The organism is Pseudomonas sp. (assembly GCF_046581935.1).
Taxonomy (GTDB): Bacteria; Pseudomonadota; Gammaproteobacteria; order Pseudomonadales; family Pseudomonadaceae; genus Aquipseudomonas.
On record NZ_JAYGFK010000016.1, the window covers coordinates 173,567 to 191,083 of the forward strand.

A 17,517-nucleotide genomic window follows, 5' to 3' on the forward strand; every position below is an offset into this window, starting at 1 on the left:
GGCCGCCGGGTTCTGGCACAAGGGTTGCTCAAGGCCTACTATCAGCCAACCCGCTAACCATTTCTGCGCCCTGTCGTCGGCATCTATCTTCAGCACAGTGCACGCACAGCACTTATGGCACCGATTTGGCGCGGCCCAGACCCCAAGGGGAACACAATGCCCGGTTACAGCCACAGCGTCGGCGGTGAAACCTACCGTTTCGACGACCTCAAAGAGGTCATGGCCAAAGCCAGCCCAGCACGTTCAGGCGATTTTCTCGCCGGCGTGGCCGCCAGCAACGCCGGTGAACGAGTCGCCGCACAAATGGCGCTGGCCGACATTCCACTCAAGCAGTTTCTTGATGAAGCGCTAATCCCCTACGAAGCCGATGAAGTCACCCGCCTGATCATCGATTCCCACGATCTGCAGGCCTTTGCCCCGGTCAGCCACCTGACCGTTGGTGGCTTCCGTGACTGGCTCCTCGGTGACGAGGCGGATGAAACCAGCCTGCGCGCCCTCGCCCCCGGCCTGACGCCCGAAATGGCCGCTGCCGTGTCGAAGATCATGCGCGTGCAGGACTTGGTCCTGGTGGCGCAGAAAATCCGTGTGGTCAGCCGCTTCCGTAACACCGTCGGCCTGCGCGGGCGCATGTCCACTCGCTTGCAACCCAACCACCCGACCGACGAGCCCGCCGGTATTGCCGCAAGCATTCTCGACGGCCTGCTGTATGGCAACGGCGACGCCATGATCGGCATCAACCCCGCCACCGACAGCATCGCCAGCATCTGCGAAATGCTGAAGATGCTCGACGGCATCATTGGCCGCTATGAAATCCCCACCCAGGCCTGCGTGCTCACCCACGTCACCACCTCGATTGAGGCGATCAACCGTGGCGTGCCGCTGGATCTGGTGTTCCAGTCAATTGCCGGCACAGAGGCGGCTAACGCCAGCTTCGGCGTTAGCCTGAAGATTCTTCAGGAAGGCTACGACGCCGGTCTGAGCCTCAAACGCGGCACCTTGGGCGACAACCTGATGTATTTCGAAACGGGTCAGGGCAGCGCGCTGTCTGCCGGCGCGCACCACGGCCTCGACCAGCAAACCTGCGAGGCCCGCGCCTATGCGGTGGCCCGCCATTTCAAGCCGTTTCTGGTGAATACCGTGGTCGGCTTTATCGGCCCGGAGTACCTGTACAACGGCAAGCAGATCATCCGCGCCGGCCTGGAAGACCACTTCTGCGGCAAGCTCCTGGGCCTGCCGATGGGCTGCGACATCTGCTACACCAACCACGCCGAAGCCGATCAGGACGACATGGACGTGCTGCTGACCCTGCTCGGCGTGGCCGGGATCAACTTCATCATGGGCATCCCCGGCTCCGACGATGTAATGCTCAATTACCAGACCACCTCCTTCCATGACGCCTTGTATGCCCGGCAGAGCCTCGGACTGAAGCCAGCCCCCGAGTTCGCCGACTGGTTACAGCGCATGGGCATCATGACTCAGGCAGACGGTCGCCCGCACCTGAGCAACAGCCTGCCGCCGGCGTTTCGCCAGGCACTGGCACAGCTGAGCTAGGCACAGGAGCAGCTTATGTACGACGACAGCCCACTTAGCAGTGCCAACGAAAACCCCTGGCAGCAACTGCGTAATCTAACGCCAGCGCGTATCGCCCTCGGCCGCGCTGGCACCAGCATGCCAACCCGTGCCCAGCTGGATTTCCAATTCGCTCACGCCCAGGCCCGCGATGCCGTGCACCTGCCATTCGACCACGCCGCCCTGACCGCCAGCCTGGCCAGCCGGGAGCGGCCAAGCCTGCTGCTGCACAGCGCCGCCAAGGACCGCGACACCTACCTGCAACGCCCAGATCTGGGCCGACGCCTGAGCGACGAGTCCGCCGAACTGCTGCGCCAGCATCGCGCTGCCAATCCAGCAGGTTATGACCTGGCCATCGTGGTCGCGGATGGCCTTTCAGCCCTGGCCGTCCATCGCCATGCCTTGCCCATGCTGGAGCGCATTGAGGAGCAAGCCCTGGCCGAGGGCTGGAGCCTGTCGCCCGTCGCGCTGGTCAGCCAGGGCCGCGTGGCGGTGGCAGATGAAGTTGCCGAACTGCTCGGCGCGCGCATGGTGGTGATCCTGATCGGCGAGCGCCCGGGCCTTAGCTCGCCGGACAGCCTCGGTCTGTATTTCACCTACGCGCCCAAGGTTGGCCTGACCGACGCCTACCGCAACTGCATCTCCAACGTACGTTTAGAAGGCCTGAGCTACGGCATGGCCAGCCATCGCCTGCTGTACCTGATGCGCGAAGGCTGCCGCCGCCAGTTGTCGGGAGTCAACCTGAAGGATGAAGCCGAAGTGCCGCTGCTGACAGGCGGCGTGCAGCGCGAGAACTTTCTACTGGGCTAGGCCGCGCATGCGATTGGCGGCTCAGGGGAACGCTCGAAAGCAAGCAGATACGCTCAGCGAAAACATCCAAACGCTTGTTTGGATTGCGCTTTCCAAATGCTTTAGGCAGCATCGGGAACGTTCACAGGCAGCGCTGCCGTGTTGCCAAAGCCATCCACACGACTGAAGTAGAGGCTCACCATGCGCATTGTCCAAGCGACCCTGGAGCATCTGGATCAACTCACGCCACTGTTCGTCGATTACCGCGAACACTTCGGCCAACTGCCCTACCCTGACTCCTCGCGCAAATTTCTGGAAAAACGCATCAGCCGCAAAGAGTCGGTGATCTACCTGGCGATGCCCGATGACGAAGATAAAATCCTCGGCTTCTGCCAGCTCTATTCGAGCTTTTCCTCGCTATCGCTCAAGCGCGTGTGGATTCTCAACGATATTTACGTTTGCCAGGACGCACGCCGCCAACTGGTAGCCGACCGCCTGATCCAAACCGCCAAGCAGATGGCCAAAGACACCAACGCCGTGCGTATGCGCGTCGCCTCCAGCGTCGACAATGCCGTCGCACACAAGCTCTACGAATCCATCGGTTTCACCGAAGATACCGAGTTCAAGAGCTTTGTCCTGCCGATTACCGAAGACTTCACCGCGCCCTAAGGCAACCCGCAGCCAGCGGCGCGCAATGCGCAGCTGGCTTAAGCGGCTTGATCTCATTGACCAACTCAAGCCGAGGCGAACGCTCGGCTTACAGGCTGAGCCACAACCCCATCCCCAGCACCACCAGCACACCAATTGCCGAGAGCTGCCAATGCTGGCGATAACGCCGCCCACGTAACGCAGACGCGGATTGCTGCCGCAACGGTTGCCGCAAGGCATGCTGAAACTCCGACAACGCCTCAAAACGCGCCTCAGCCTTAGGTGCCAAGGCCCGCGCCAGCACGCCATCCCAGCCCACCGGCACACGCAGATTGAACTGCGCCAGCGGCACATAGCGGCAGTTTTTACCGGCATCCACCTGCGCCACCTCGGGCCAGCGCCCACAAATCAGCCAATACGCCAGTGCGGCCAAGGCAAACTGGTCTGCGCGACCATCCAGCGCCGCGCCACCACGCGCCTCAGGAGCCAGCGGCACCGCCTGTTCAGGCAATGGCAGTTGCGCCACACCGGGCAACAGCGCGGCATGCTCAGGCAGCAGCAACACCCGGCCGCCGTCATCCACCAGGATATTTCGCGGGTCCAACCACAACCCCTGCATGCCGCGCCGCTGCAAACCACGCACAGCCGCAATCAACTGCTCAAGCAAAACCAGCACCGTTACGCCATCCACCGGGCCACGCGCCGCAAGCCAGTCGAACAGACTGCGCATGCCCTTGGGCGGCAATTCAAACAACCAGAACGCATGCTCGCGCGGCTGATGCGAAGACACGACTTGCGGCAAGCTGACCACTGGGCTGCTGCGTAGCGTCCATTCGCGCAGCCAGAAGGCTTCATCCGCATCGTGCTCAGACAACCACAACATCGCCTCGCGGCCGCGTGGATCGACGGCATGAAATACCCGCCCCGGCGGGCCATAAGAGCACGCTGACAGCAGTGTCCAGCCATCCAGCTGTAAACCGGGTTGTGCCTTGACCACCGCCAGCCAAGGCGCACGCGGTGCCAGCACAGGCACCTCCTCAGCGACATCCGGTAGCAGCAGCACCGCCGCGCCAGGAGCCTGCAAGAGCGGCGCTAGCAGCTCAGACAACGCATCGCCACTCAGCGCGGCGCTGGCACCATGCAGGCCTTGTAGATCCGCCACGTCCAGCAATGGTTGAGGTGCCAGCAACAACAACTCGCCAGGGCTCAGCGTCAGGCGGTGCTGCACCAGCGCCAGCTCGGCCTGCTCGCCAAGCTGCATACCTTCGCGCCCCAGCAAGCTGTGTGCGTGGCCATGCTGAGAGCGCCACAGCCCAATGGCTCCGGCCTGGAGAAACTGCGCTTCGCCGTTCTGCACCAGTAATAACCCGGCATTTAACTGAGCCAGGCCGCGCCCTGCCTGGCGCTGACGAAACAGCTGCTGATTGAACCCCGCCAGCACCTGCCGCGCGGCCTGGGCTTCGCTCCAGCCAGCGGGCGTACAACAGCAGTCGGCCAGTAGACCATCCAGATACGCCTCCAGCGTACGCACCACATCTGGGCACTCGCGCGCCCAGAGCAGCGCGATCAACAGCACTGGCGGCCGCCCTTCACGCCCCGGCAACCAGGTCGCACGCGCACGCGCCGCCTGAGTTGCCAGGTCAAGACCATTGCCGCAGAGCAATTTGACTGCGGGATGATGCACGTGCTCGATCGACATTGGCTGCCCTCCCTGGGTTGCGGACAGCAATGTTGTGCAGCCTTTGTGCCGACTTGCCCAGGGCCGCACCCCGGCTTTATGGTAAACACCCCAAACCCCCGAGCAAACCCCATGTGGTCGTTACACGCCTGGCGTCGCAAACGCATCCTCGCCCGCCATCCTGTCGACAGCGCGCAGTGGCATGCCGTCATGCAGCAGCTACCGATCCTTGATGGGTTGGATGACGTTGAACAACAGCGCCTGCGCGAGCGCGCCGTGCTGTTCCTGCAGCACAAACACCTCAGCGCCCTGCCCGGGGTCGAACTCACCGACTACACCCGCCTGCTACTGGCCGTGCAGGCCGAACTCCCCTTGCTGCACCTGGCTGACCTCAACTGGTATCAGGGCTTTCATGAAATCGTCCTTTACCCGGATGACTTCGTCAGCCCGCAACGTCACCGCGACGCCAGCGGCGTGGTGCATGAGTGGGATGCCGCGCACAGCGGCGAGGCCTGGCTACAAGGCCCGGTAATCCTCGCTTGGCCAGGGGTACAGGCCAGCGGTCAGTGGGACGGCAACAACTTGGTAATCCACGAACTGGCGCACAAGCTGGATATGCTCAACGGCGACGCCAACGGCCTGCCGCCCCTGCATGGCAACATGCATGTAGAGGAGTGGTCCAAGGCCATGCAGAACGCCTTCGACCACATGAACGCCGAGCTGGACGCCAACCCACAGGCCAAAACCGCCATCGACGCTTATGCAGCAGAGAATCCGGCAGAGTTCTTCGCCGTCACCAGCGAGTACTTTTTCAGCGCCCCCGACCTGCTGGCGCAGGCCTTCCCAGCGGTTTATGCGCAGCTATCGCTGTTCTACCGCCAGGACCCACTAGCCCGCCTGCAACAGCTCCAGGCCAATAACCTGGCCTATCCGCGCAAGACAGAAGACAGGCCTTTAGCGACCAATGGCTAACTATCCCGGCGTAGCAACACCGAGGGAATATGCCTATAATCGCGCCACTTTTTTGGCCCACCCTCGGGAGTCGCCCCATGAGCTACAGCAAGATCCCAGCTGGTAAAGACCTGCCGAACGACATCTACGTCGCTATCGAAATCCCGGCTAACCACGCACCGATCAAATACGAGATCGACCACGACATCGATTGCCTGATGGTCGACCGTTTCATGGCCACCCCGATGTTCTACCCGGCCAACTACGGTTTTATCCCGCACACTCTGGCTGACGACGGTGACCCCCTCGACGTGCTGGTTGTGACCCCATATCCAGTTGCCCCAGGCTCGGTCATCCGTGCTCGCCCGGTTGGCGTACTGCACATGAGCGACGAAGCTGGCGGCGACGCCAAGCTGGTTGCCGTACCGCACGACAAATTGACCGTGCTGTACAAAGACGTTCAGGAATACACCGACCTGCCACCCCTGCTGATCGAACAGATCAAGCACTTCTTCGAGAACTACAAAGATCTCGAGAAAGGCAAATGGGTCAAGGTTGAAGGCTGGGGCGGCGCTGAAGAAGCCCGCGGCCTGATTCTCAAGGCAGTCGCTGCTTACCAAAAATAAGTAGTGACCACCCCCTAAAAGCCGGCCACAAGCCGGCTTTTTTATTGCCTAAAATAACCCTCCCCCGCCCGAATTAGCGCCTGACAACCTATATGAGTAAAGAGCCGCTGCTGTTGTGGCTCAATGAACCCGCATGCTCCGCTAGGGCCTTAAGCGTCGCCCAGCAATAAGGCGTTTAAGTAACCAAAAGATCATTCCGTACCGATTGCAAACTCGAAGCAGCCGGCCTGGTGTTGCATCAAGGCGATTCAATTCCCGCCGCCTGCAGCCAATGGGCGTAGGTTACGTCGACAGCTAGAGCGACTGCGCAGTGAGCGTGACAACACAACATCTGCGCGCCGCAAGGCGATAACTCCCGAGCACAAGCGCATACACAACCTAGAGGCCAGGGTCGCGGTAAGGCGCGGGAGAACCAACCCTAAAAAGGCTGCCGCACTCTTCATGTCAGACGCCCTCGCTGAGGGCCTTTGATCGAACTGTTGGGCGAGCGATTTCCACACTAACGCATAGCGGCTCAGCCCCAGGCAAACCAACTTGACGCTATAGGGCAATAAACACGTAAGCGGCGAGCATGGCGAGAGAAGTAGCACCTGGCACACAGGGCTTAGTGGAGAAAAACCGCCACAGTAACCATGAGTTGCTCGCTTATAGCATAAAGCTGACCTAGCGCCACCTAGACAATCGTTATCTAGCCGGCTTTTGGCCATTTCCCATGCAGATGCACATTCGCCCAAGAATACTCATGGCGCGAACAAGTTGATTATTGCTAATGGTTTGGGCGGGGCACTGGATACCGCACACGTTTCCCACCAACGGGCCGCCATTGCGGCTGGCGAGCTTACGGTAAAGCGGCCGGCATAGGCCATACCGCGCACATTACGCGCAAAAAAAACCCGCCTCCTTGTGGGAGGCGGGTTTTTATGGGCTGTGGCTCGCCGGTGGGCTACCAGAGCGGATTAAGGACTAACCCCAATCAAAGCCAGCGCTGTCAGACAATGCCGAAGTTGAAGTTGATGGATCCATCGCCACTGGCGTCCACACCGACCAACTCGATTACCAGATCAGAATTGGAGAACGCGCCATCAGCATCGGAGTCGACATATACGGTCGTCTTTACCGCTGAGTCGTCATAGTTAACATACACCGAGTAGCCGAAGAGAAACGCATCACTCACGGTCTGGTCTGTAGGTGCATCATCTTGCGATAAAGCTACATTAACGTTCAACAACGCCAAGCCTGACAGATCGATCGTCTCACCATTCTCGAAATCATCGATCGTGTCTATGCCAGCAGCTGTGTTTGACTCGTCGCCAGAGGTGAAGACGAAGGTATCTACACCAAAACCGCCATGCAGGAGGTCAATACCTAAGCCGCCATTGAGGGTGTCAGCACCATCGCCGCCATAGAGGATGTCAGCACCATCGCCGCCATTGAGGGTGTCAGCACCATCGTTGCCATAGAGGGTGTCAGCACCAGCGCCGCCATTGAGGGTGTCAGCACCTAAGCCGCCATAGAGGGTGTCATCGCCCTCTTCGCCATAGAGGATGTCATCATCATCGCCACCATTGAGAATGTCACCACCAGCGCCGCCATAGAGGGTGTCATTACCCCCGTTGCCGTCGAGCTCATTGTTCCCGTCGTTGCCGATAATGATGTTGTCCAGCGAGTTGCCGGCGCCGCTCAGGTCTAACGCACCCGTCAGTGTCAGGTTTTCGACGTTATTACCCAGCGTGTAGTCGATGCTTGCTATAACGGTGTCCGTGCCTTCATTAGCGAATTCACCAACGCTGTCAAGTACAGAGTCCACGATGTAGGTGTCATCGCCTTGGCCACCGAACATGGTGTCATCGCCCTCGCCGCCATTGATGGTGTCATTACCAGCGCCGCCATAGATTTCGTCGTCACCGGCATTGCCGTTAATCGTCAGATCGGCGCTGTAGGCGGAGTAGTCGATGGTGTCATTGCCGGCGGTGCCTTCCACGGTCATGCCCACTGGCACAGTGGTCGACGCCTGAATGATGGCCAACTGCTCTACTGTAGCGGTATCGGTGATGTGGATGGTGTAGGCATTGGTGCCCGGCAGAAGCCCGGCAAGCTCCGCTGCTGAGCCAGTGATGGTCGCGGTGACGATACCGCTAACGGCCCCATCAATGGTGTTCAGTTGCAGCACAGTAGGCGCTGGCTCGCTAAGCACGGTAACCGCATGGTCGCCCTTCACGTAAAGCCCTTTGCCGCCGTCTTGGCGGGCGTCGCCGTAAAGCTCTGCAGCGGTGCCCGTGATAGTGCCATAGGTGATGGTGCCAGTGGTGGCAGCATCGATGCTGGTCAATTGGCCAAGGGTCACGGTGTCGGTCACGGTGATGGCGAAGGCGTCATTGCCAGCAGCCATGGCTGCTAGGTCGACAGCGATGCCGCTGACGGCTGCTGTAACCACCCCGCTGGTGAAGCTAGCCAGTGCGCTGGCTTGGCCTACGGTCAAGGTGCCGCCGGTAACAGTCACTGCGTGGCCACTCACGAAGGTGCTGGCGTTGTCAGTGAGCGTGTCAGTGCCTTCTACGAAGAAGTCATCAACCACACCGGTAATACCGGCGTAGGTCAGGTCGATGCTGGTGGCAGCGTCGATGGTCGCCAGTTGCGCGAGGGTGGCGGTGCCGGTCACGGTGATGGTGTAGCTGTTATCACCAGCGTTCAGCTCAGCCAACTCAGCAGCGGTACCGCTGAGGCTGGCAGTCACATCGCCGCTGGTGCGGTCATCCAGCGCGTTGGCTTGGGCAGCGCTGATGTTGCCACCGGTGACGGTGACGGCATGATCAGTCGTGACGTAGGCCTGCGCGCTGACATTCAGGGTAGCGCTGTCTGGATAGAAGAAGTCAGCAGCCGTACCGGTAATCCCGGCGTAGGTAGCTCCGAGGTTAGTGGCCTGATTGATGCTGGTCAGTTGCGCCAGGGTGGCGGTGTCGGTCACGGTGACGGTGTAGGCATTCTCGCTTGGGCTCAGGCCAGCCAATTCAGCCGCAGTGCCGCTGATGGTGGCGGTGATCTCGCCAGTGGTGATGGCGTCCAGGGTATTGAGCTGCTCGACTGTCACCGCATCGGTAACCTCAGCATCAAAGTTGCCGAGGGTGATTTCGTTGTCGGTTACTGCGAGCAGCAGGGCATCGAACTCTGCTGCGGTGCCGGTGATGCTGGTCACGCCTGCGGCGTTGACGGCTACCGAGGTGGCGGCATTGATCGAGGCCAACTGAGCGACAGTGGCATCGCCGGTCACGGTGATGGTGTAGGCGTTGTCGCCTGCGGTCAGCGCCACTAGATTATCTGCGGTGTCGGCGATGGTGGCAGTTACCACACCGGTTGTGGCGGCGTTTAGGGCGTTCAGCAGTGTAACGGTAACCGAGCCGGTGCCCTCCACTGTTGCGCTGAAGTTGTCGGCAAGCTGGATGGTCGCGCTCTCTAACGAATCGAGCAGAGTGGTGAAGTCCACATCCAAACCAGTGATGCTGGTCACGCCAAGGGCATTTACCGGGATGGTGGTGGCGGTGTTGATGGTGTTCAACTGGGCCGCAGTCGCAGTGCCTGCCACGGTGATGGTGTAGGCGTTGTTGGTGCCGGTCAGGCCAGCCAGCTCGCCAGCATCGGTGTTGCTGATGGTGGCCGTCACGATGCCGCTGGTCAGGTAATCAAAACCGTTGGCTTGATCCACGCTGACAGCGTCATCTGTGATTACGGCGTTGAAATCGTTGGCCAAGATGATGGTCTGCGGGCTTGCGGTGGCGCCTACCTGCAGGGCAATTGCTTGTTCCAGCGTGCCGGTGATCTGGGTAACGCCGGTCGCGTCCACAGCCACATTGGTCGCCGTATCAATCTTGATCAGATCTTGCGCGGTTGCCTCGCCGATGACTTCGATGATGTAAGCGTTGCTGCCAGTCAGATTGGCCAATTCGCTCGCGTCGGTGTTGCTGATGCTAGCGGTTACGACTGCATCGGTCTTAGCGTCAAGCGTGTTGGCTTGAGCCACGCTCAGGCTTGAACCCGTTACGGTGACAGCATGACCCTCGACGTAGGTGTTGGCTTTGGCGGTGAGCGTGGTGCCGTTGTCTACGGTGAAGAAGTCCAGCTCAACACCGGTGATGTCTTGGTAGATCACTTCGCCGACAGTGGCGAAATCGATCACATCCAGCTGCTCCAGTGTGGCTGTGTTGGTCACCGTAACGGTGTATTCGTTGAGGCCCGGAATCAGTTGACCAAGCTCGGCAGCGGTGCCGCTGATGCTGGCCGTCACAATGCCGGTGGTGGCGTTGTTGATGGTATTCAACTGGGTGACAGTCGGCGCGTCAGTCACGGTCACATCAATGGCAGCAGTTACATAGGTGCCTGTGCCATTGTTAGTTTTCGCATCATTGATCAAGGCTACGGCGGTGTCGCTGACTTCGCTGTAGATCAAGGACACGGTTGTTGCCGCGTCGATGGTCGCCAGTTGTGCCAGAGTGGCGGCATCAGTAATGGTGATGGTGAGCGCGTTGTCACCAGCGGTCAGGTCATCCAATTCAGCAGCGGTGCCGCTGATGGTGGCGGTGATCAAGCCTTCGGTGACCGCATTCAGCGCGTTCAGCAGCTCGACGGTCACTGCACCAGTTACCTCGGCCGTGAAGTTGCCGAGTGTGATTTCGCTGTCCTCGACTGCGCTCAGCAGAGCCGCGAACTCTTCAGCGGTGCCGGTGATGGCGGTCACGCCAGTCGCGTTAACAACAGATGTGGTTGCGGAGTTGATGGTAGCCAACTGCTCAGCTGTTGCTTGGCCGGTCACTGTGATGCCGTAGGCGTTGTTACCCTCAACGGTCAACAGCGCCAAGATTGCGGCGTCGGTTTCGGTGATATCGGCGGTAACGCTACCGGTGGTTGCTGCGGCGAGGATGTTGGCTGCCTCTACGGAAACAACATCGTTTACGACAACGTTGTAGGCACCAGACAGCGACAGGGTAGCCGGCTCTACTTGGGTTGCCGCCAGCAGGATGTCGAAGGCCTCAGAACTACCTTCGATAGTTGTGACCGCAGTAGCGTCGACCGCTACGGTGGTCGCGGCGTTGATGGTGTTCAGGTCTTCGGCACTCGAGCTGCCGGTCACTGTGATGCTGTAGGCATTGTTGGTGCCGGTCAGGCTCACCAGTGCTGCGGCATCGGTTTCGCTAATGGTCGCGGTCACTACGCCGCTGGTAGCAGCATCAACAACGTTGGCTTGGTTAACATTGATGTCGCCAGTGATGTCGACGTTGAAATCGTCGGCCAACGAGATAGTTTCCTGTGCGGCGTCAATCAGCGCGGCCATCTGGTCGAAGGAACCGCTGATGCCGGTGACGTCGGTCGCGTCCACAACAACGGTTGTTGCGGCATCAATGCTAGTCAGCTGTGCAGCGGTTGCTTCACCGCTGACGCTGATGGTGTAGGCGTTGTTGGTGCCGGTCAGGCCGGCCAGTTCGGTTGCATCGCTGTTGCTGATGGTGGCCGTTACCAGCTGGTCAGTGAGGCCGTCCAGGACGTTTGCCTGGGCCACGCTCAGGGCGTCAGTCAGGGTAACGGCATGACCATTGCTAACGTACGTCGATGCGTTGCTGGTCAGATCCGCGCCGTTTACGAAGAAGTCAGCGCTGACGCCCGTGATGCCGGCGTAGGTCAGCTCGATGCTGGTGGCAGCGTCGATGCTGGCCAACTGCGCCAAGCTGGCGGTGTCTAAGACTTGGATGGTGTAGGCATTGTTGCTTTCTGCCAGTGCATCCAGCTCGGCGGCGGTGCCAATCAGGCTGGCAGTGACGATGCCAGTTGTCCGTGCGTCCAGCTCATTGGCCTGACCCACGGTCAAATTGGCGTTAGTCACTGTGACTGCATGGGCGCCGGTGACGTAGGTATCGGCGTTGGTGGTCAGGTCTCCTTCATCGAAGAAGTCACCGAGCCCACCGACAATGCCAGCGTAGGTAACGTCGAGGGTTGTGGCCGCATCGATGATGGCCAACTGCGCCAAGGTGGCGGTGTCAGTCACGGTGATGGTGTAGGCGTTATCGCCGGCACTCAGGCCATCCAATTCATCAGCAGTGCCGCTGATGGTTGCGGTGATCTCGCCTTGAGTGGCCGTATTCAGTGTATTGAGCTGATCGACGGTCACTGCGCCGGTTACCTCGGCATCAAAGTCACCGAGCGTGATTTCGTTGCCGGTTACTGCGAGCAGCAGAGCATCAAACTCTACTGCGCTGCCGGTGATAGTAGTCACGCCTTCGGCGTTGACGGCTACCGAGGTGGCGGCATTGATCAAGGCCAACTGGGCGGCAGTAGCCGGGCCCTCAACAGTGATGGTGTAGGTGTTCTCACCGGTCAGCGTCGCCAAGGTTACAGCGTCAGTTTCGGTGATGGTTGCGCTGATAAGGCCGGTGGTAGCGGCGTCGATGCTGTTTGCAGTCGCTACCGACAAGCCGTCGGTTACTGTAGCGGTGAAGTCCGCGGCCAAGGCAATGGTCGCCGGCTCTGCATTGGCACCCAACAGCAGGCTGGCAAAAGCGGCACTGGAGCCGGAGATCGCGCCTACTTCGCTAGCGTCTACCGCTGCGGTGGTGGCGGTGTCGATGGCAAGCAGCTGTTCAGCAGTCGCTGGGCCTGCCACAGTAATGGTGTAGGCGTTGTTGGTGCCGGTCAGGGTTGCCAGTTCGCTAGCATCGGTGGTGCTGATGATCGCAATCACGGTGCCGCTGGTGAAACCGTCCACAATGTTGGCTTGGACGACGCTGATGGAGGCATCAGTGATCAGGACGTTAACGTTTCCGGCCAGAGTGATGGTTGCTGGCTCGGCCTGAGCGGCATCGATCACGGCGCTCACGTCCGCAAAGGTGCCGGTGATCTGGGTGACGCTGGCTGCGTTCACAGCAACGGTGGTCGCAGCGTTGATGCTGGTCAGCTCTGCAGCAGTTGCTGCGCCGTTGACGGTGATGGTGTAGGCGTTGTCGCCGGCGGTCAGTGCCGACAGCGTTCCAGCTGTACCGCTAATGACGGCTGTTACAACACCTTCAGTTGCCGCGTTTAGAGTGTTCAACAGCTCAACAGTAGCGGTGCCGCTCACTGTTGCGGCGAAGTTATCGGCCAAATCAATGGTCGCCGGCATCGCGCTGGCTTCAGCCAGTAAGCCGGTGAACTGTTCAGCAGTACCCGTGATGACAGTAATCGCCGTCGCGTTTACCTGCACGCTGGTTGCCGCGTTGATGGTATTCAGTTGGGCAGCTGTTGCGGGGCCTGCAGACACAGTAATGGTGTAGGCATTATTACCCTCTACCAGTGCAGACAGTACGGTTGCAGTACCGCTGATGCTAGCGCTCACGACGCCGACGGTGGCGGCGTTGATGATGTTCAACTGCAGCACAGTAGGCTCATCGGTGACGGTAATGGCGTGCGAACCGCTCACGTACTTACCGCTACCACTATTCAACTGCGAATCTGCGGCGAGCGCACTAGCGGTGCCGGAAACGGTGCCGTAGTTAAGCGCGAGGGTGGTTGCTGCATCGATAGCCGCCAGCTGCGACAGCGTTGCAGTGTCGGTAACAGTGACGGTGTAGCTGTTATCACCCGGGATCAGTTGAGCCAAGTCTTCAGCTGTACCGCTGATACTGGCGGTAACAATACCACCAGCCGCTGTATTGATGGTGTTCAGTTGATAAACAGTCGGCTCACCATTGACGATGACGGGATGGCTACCGCTCACATAGTGGCCGCGACCGTCATTGAGTTGTGCATCGGCGGTCAGTTCAGCAGGGGACCCAGTCAGGGTGCCATACGTAACGTTGGCCGCGCCGTTGGCGGTGTCGATGGCTGTCAGGCCTTGAAGACTTGCAACCCCAAGCACGGTAACAGTGATGCCATCAGCGACGAACGCGTTGACTTGGTTACCATTCCACAAGTTGGCCTGGCTGTCGGCAAGGCTGTAAGTCCAGCTGCCTTCCGTAATCAGGTCGTCTAGGAGAGTTACTTCTGCAACGGTCAGGGACTCTCCGGACTCGCCAATGACGATGACGGAGTCCGCATCAGTGAGAGGAGCAACATTCCCGTTTGCCAGCAAATTGGCGGCAGTGTCTTGGATGCTGTAAGACCAAGTGTCGTCTGTGGTCAGAGCGGCAAGAAGGCCATGGTTGGCGATTGACAGCGCGCCAGCGTCATTACCTTCGACAGTCACAGCGTCCGCACCGACGATCGGTGCGGTGGCGCCATTGGTCAGCAGGTTGTCGACGCTGTCTTGGATGCTGTAGGACCAGGTGTCATTGGTCGTCCAATAGACGAGTTGAGCTTGCTGAGCGATGGACAGTGTGCCGGCGGCATTGTCAGTGAGAGTAACAACAGAGGCGTGATTAAGGATGCCATAGTTATCAGGGTTCAGCAGGTTAGCTACGGAATCTTCGACTTTGAAGTCAATATCCGCGGACAGCCCTGTGATCTCTTCTTCGCCTGATTGCAACACGGCCTTGATGTCTTGCAGCGAGCCGGTTAGTGCCGTTACAGCACTTACGTCGATGGGGCCGTCTACGCCGTCGATAAAGGTCAGTAGGTCGGAAGCAGCGGTCTCGCCAGACAGGCTGACGGTTAGGTTGGCCAAGCTGAGACCATCCGCATCTTGAATGGCCAGAATATCTTCCATAGTGCCGGTAATGGAAGTGACCGAGTCAGCATTGATAGAGTTGCTGGTACTTTCGCGCAGGTCCAGCAGGTCGGCAGCAGATACACGAGTGTCAGTCAGCGTGAGAACGGTATTTTCCCCGACGACATCAATCAGCGCCTCTAGGCTGGCCAGTGTGCCAGTGAGTGTAGTGAGCGCCGGTGCGCTGACTACGCCAGTGGTGAGCAGCCCTAGCGCTTCCAGTTGGGCAGTGGTCAGTACGCTGTCGTTCAGGACGACGCCCTGAGTACCGAGACCCGAAACTTGCGCGGACGGGGTACTTAACAGCGTGTTGATTTGGCTCAGCGAGCCGCTCAGCACAGTGATGCTGCTGGCGTCGACTTGCCCTGTAGTGGCCGCGTTGATAGCAGCCACATCGGAGGCAGAGGCTTCACCTTCCAGAATGACTTTTTCGTTGCCTAGGCCGGAAATGGTCTTGGCACTCTGCGCTTCGTAAACGGCGGCAACATCTGCTGCACTGCCGGTGACGGTCTTGAGCTTGGCGACGCTGAGTTTGGCGGTTGTGCCTGCGTCTATGGCTAGCAGATCTTGCGCGCTTGCTTCTGTGCCCACCAGAGTCACCGTGGCGTTTGCACGCAGGCCGCTGATCGTACCGTCGACAACGGCGTCAAACACATCGGCGACTTCGGCGGCACTGCCCTTGATGGTCTTCACGCTAGCGGCATTGACATCGATGTCAGTGCCTAGGTCAACACTCAACAGGTCCGCCGCTGCAACCGTACCGCCGGTCAGCGTGATGGCAGTGTCGTCCAAATTGGAAATGCCAGCGGCGTACAACGCTGCGATATCAGCAGCGCTACCTTGCAGCGTGGTCAGTGAGCTGGCGTCGATGCTACCGGAGGTCAGTGAGCTGAGTGCCTTGAGCATTTTTAATGCAGACGCGCCACTGATGCTGGTGTCGGTGAGCAAGACTTGAGCGCCGGGCTCTAGGGTGATGGCCTTCGCTTTCGCCTTCAGTACGCTGGACACGTCCTTCAGCGAACCGCTGAGCCCAACTTCACCAAGCACAGTGATAGTGCCGGTGGTCGCTTTATCAATAGAGATCAGCGTAGCGGCATCAATAAGGCCGCCGTCCAGAGTTACCGCCTCATTGCCGAGCCCAGTCACTTGCTTAGCTTTTTGAGCCGCATAGAGGGCGGCCACGTCTTGAGTGTTGCCGGTAACGGTGGTTATGCCGGAAATTTTCACCCGCGCGGTGACAGCTTCGTAGATCTCGCTGATTTCAACTGCAGATGCCTCGCCGGAGTCAGTCACGGTCAAGGTAGTAAATTTGTTGGCATTCTCAAGCAGTAACGAGTCGGAGCTACCCAAATCAGCTGATATATCGGCCAGCGAACCAGTGACGGTATGTTTGCTGCCAGCTAGCTGGGCCAAGTCTGCGATACTTACTGTAGCCATCTGTTGTTTCTCCATTCGCAATAATAAATCCCCGCGACTCGCGCGCGGGGAAGCTCAATTTGGGCGGTAACCAGCTCGTTTGGCCTGCTCACCTATGTCGCGTAACACTATTGGGAGCTGCCCCCGCGACACAAATGGGCGACGACCAACTTTCAATATCGCTACTAGTATGCCATTAATTTAATGGCAATTTAATGTTATCACTCACTAGCAGAGCTAAAGTCAACACCCTACTTATCGACGAGATGAGAGACTACGGAATCGCAAGGCTTTCACGGCAGAGCCCGCATGCAGGGAGATTAACAATCATGGTTATGGCTCCTGTGGCCGCCCGACAGCAGCGGGTTGCAGGCGCTAGGCGAGGGCACCTCCGGCATCATCGACTTGACGGCATTAGGCCACCCACCCCGCTCACTGACCGACCTACCATCACTCTCAAACCCAAGGGCATTGCCGGCGCTGCTACCCCACGACACTGGAGCAGGGCCCACAGCTTGCCGCCAAACACTTAAAGAAACTGATTGCCTGCAAAGTTGGTGGAGAACCTAGAAAACGTTAGCGTCGACCTCAGCCGCACGCTCAAGGTGCTGAAGACAAGCTCAGCGACCGGATCAACATCGAGGCATTGCTCACCGACACCAACCTAGCAGCGAATGCACTAGCCACACTTATGATTGCACTCAATGCCCAAAGCAGGGCCTGATCGACACCAGCAACCTGACATTACTGACCTGCTCGACCAGAAGCATCCATGCACACTGATCATCCTAAGCAAGGATACTTCAGGCATCAGCAGCTAGAGTGCAGGAATGGAGAGGGCGCGATGTTCAATGCCATCAACGCCGCCACCAGCGGTGCCGTAAGCACGAACATCATCGGCACTGCGGAGCAAATCGGAGAGCGCACACGGGGAGCAACGCCTACATCATCACGGTCGCCAATACCCAGGCACAACTGGCCCTGATCACGACCAGCAGCCCCCGCCTTCGACACTGACTGACGCCGCCTTACCAACATTGAAACGAGCAGGAAACACCATCTAGGCCAGCATGAGAGCGTAAGACGCGTAGTGCGGGAGTTTGCGAACATAACGGAGCAGCGCTTAAGGGTGATGGCAGGTTTCGAGCTTGAGGGGCGCAGCGAGGGGATTACAGCTG

General features: G+C 59.3%; 7 protein-coding genes. 5 read left to right on the top strand and 2 right to left on the bottom strand.

The window, feature by feature from the left end; genetic code table 11:
• Window positions 1-156: 156 nt before the first annotated feature.
• The 3 genes from VCA57_RS14820 to VCA57_RS14830 all read left to right on the top strand — a co-directional run bounded on the left by VCA57_RS14820 (window position 157) and on the right by VCA57_RS14830 (window position 3,027).
• On the top strand, window positions 157-1,551 hold the full coding sequence (locus VCA57_RS14820; RefSeq protein ID WP_411185823.1) for an ethanolamine ammonia-lyase subunit EutB: 1,395 nt from the start codon (window positions 157-159) through the stop codon (window positions 1,549-1,551).
• Between the two features lie 15 nt (window positions 1,552-1,566).
• Window positions 1,567-2,379 carry an ethanolamine ammonia-lyase subunit EutC gene (gene eutC, locus VCA57_RS14825; RefSeq protein ID WP_411185824.1) on the top strand — a complete coding sequence of 271 codons (813 nt, stop codon included), beginning with the start codon at window positions 1,567-1,569 and terminating at the stop codon, window positions 2,377-2,379.
• Between the two features lie 180 nt (window positions 2,380-2,559).
• A complete protein-coding gene (locus tag VCA57_RS14830) occupies window positions 2,560-3,027 on the top strand; it encodes a GNAT family N-acetyltransferase (RefSeq protein ID WP_411185825.1) in 468 nt (155 codons plus the stop codon).
• Between the two features lie 88 nt (window positions 3,028-3,115).
• Here the strand turns inward: VCA57_RS14830 and VCA57_RS14835 are convergent, their stop codons facing one another.
• Window positions 3,116-4,705: a protein kinase gene (locus tag VCA57_RS14835; protein WP_411185826.1), complete on the bottom strand. Its 1,590-nt coding sequence runs from the start codon at window positions 4,703-4,705 to the stop codon at window positions 3,116-3,118.
• A gap of 111 nt (window positions 4,706-4,816) precedes the next feature.
• On the opposite strand from VCA57_RS14835, the gene VCA57_RS14840 reads away from it, so the two are divergent.
• Together VCA57_RS14840 and ppa are read left to right on the top strand one after the other, a co-directional pair.
• The gene (locus tag VCA57_RS14840) at window positions 4,817-5,656 is read left to right on the top strand and encodes a zinc-dependent peptidase (RefSeq protein WP_411185827.1); all 840 of its coding nucleotides are present in this window, start codon (window positions 4,817-4,819) and stop codon (window positions 5,654-5,656) included.
• A gap of 77 nt (window positions 5,657-5,733) precedes the next feature.
• Window positions 5,734-6,261 carry an inorganic diphosphatase gene (ppa, locus tag VCA57_RS14845; protein ID WP_341438136.1) on the top strand — a complete coding sequence of 176 codons (528 nt, stop codon included), beginning with the start codon at window positions 5,734-5,736 and terminating at the stop codon, window positions 6,259-6,261.
• A gap of 988 nt (window positions 6,262-7,249) precedes the next feature.
• Here ppa and VCA57_RS14850 read toward each other — a convergent pair.
• The gene (locus VCA57_RS14850) at window positions 7,250-16,360 is read right to left on the bottom strand and encodes a hypothetical protein (RefSeq protein ID WP_411185828.1); all 9,111 of its coding nucleotides are present in this window, start codon (window positions 16,358-16,360) and stop codon (window positions 7,250-7,252) included.
• Window positions 16,361-17,517 lie beyond the last annotated feature (1,157 nt).

What these genes read in the sequence shown, in the direction of transcription:
- VCA57_RS14850 (WP_411185828.1), bottom strand. Translation starts at nt 16,360, where the DNA reads ATGGCTACAGTAAGTATCGCAGACTTGGCCCAGCTAGCTGGCAGCAAA.
- VCA57_RS14835 (WP_411185826.1), bottom strand. Translation starts at nt 4,705, where the DNA reads ATGTCGATCGAGCACGTGCATCATCCCGCAGTCAAATTGCTCTGCGGC.
- ppa (WP_341438136.1), top strand. Translation starts at nt 5,734, where the DNA reads ATGAGCTACAGCAAGATCCCAGCTGGTAAAGACCTGCCGAACGACATC.
- VCA57_RS14830 (WP_411185825.1), top strand. Translation starts at nt 2,560, where the DNA reads ATGCGCATTGTCCAAGCGACCCTGGAGCATCTGGATCAACTCACGCCA.
- VCA57_RS14820 (WP_411185823.1), top strand. Translation starts at nt 157, where the DNA reads ATGCCCGGTTACAGCCACAGCGTCGGCGGTGAAACCTACCGTTTCGAC.
- VCA57_RS14840 (WP_411185827.1), top strand. Translation starts at nt 4,817, where the DNA reads ATGTGGTCGTTACACGCCTGGCGTCGCAAACGCATCCTCGCCCGCCAT.
- eutC (WP_411185824.1), top strand. Translation starts at nt 1,567, where the DNA reads ATGTACGACGACAGCCCACTTAGCAGTGCCAACGAAAACCCCTGGCAG.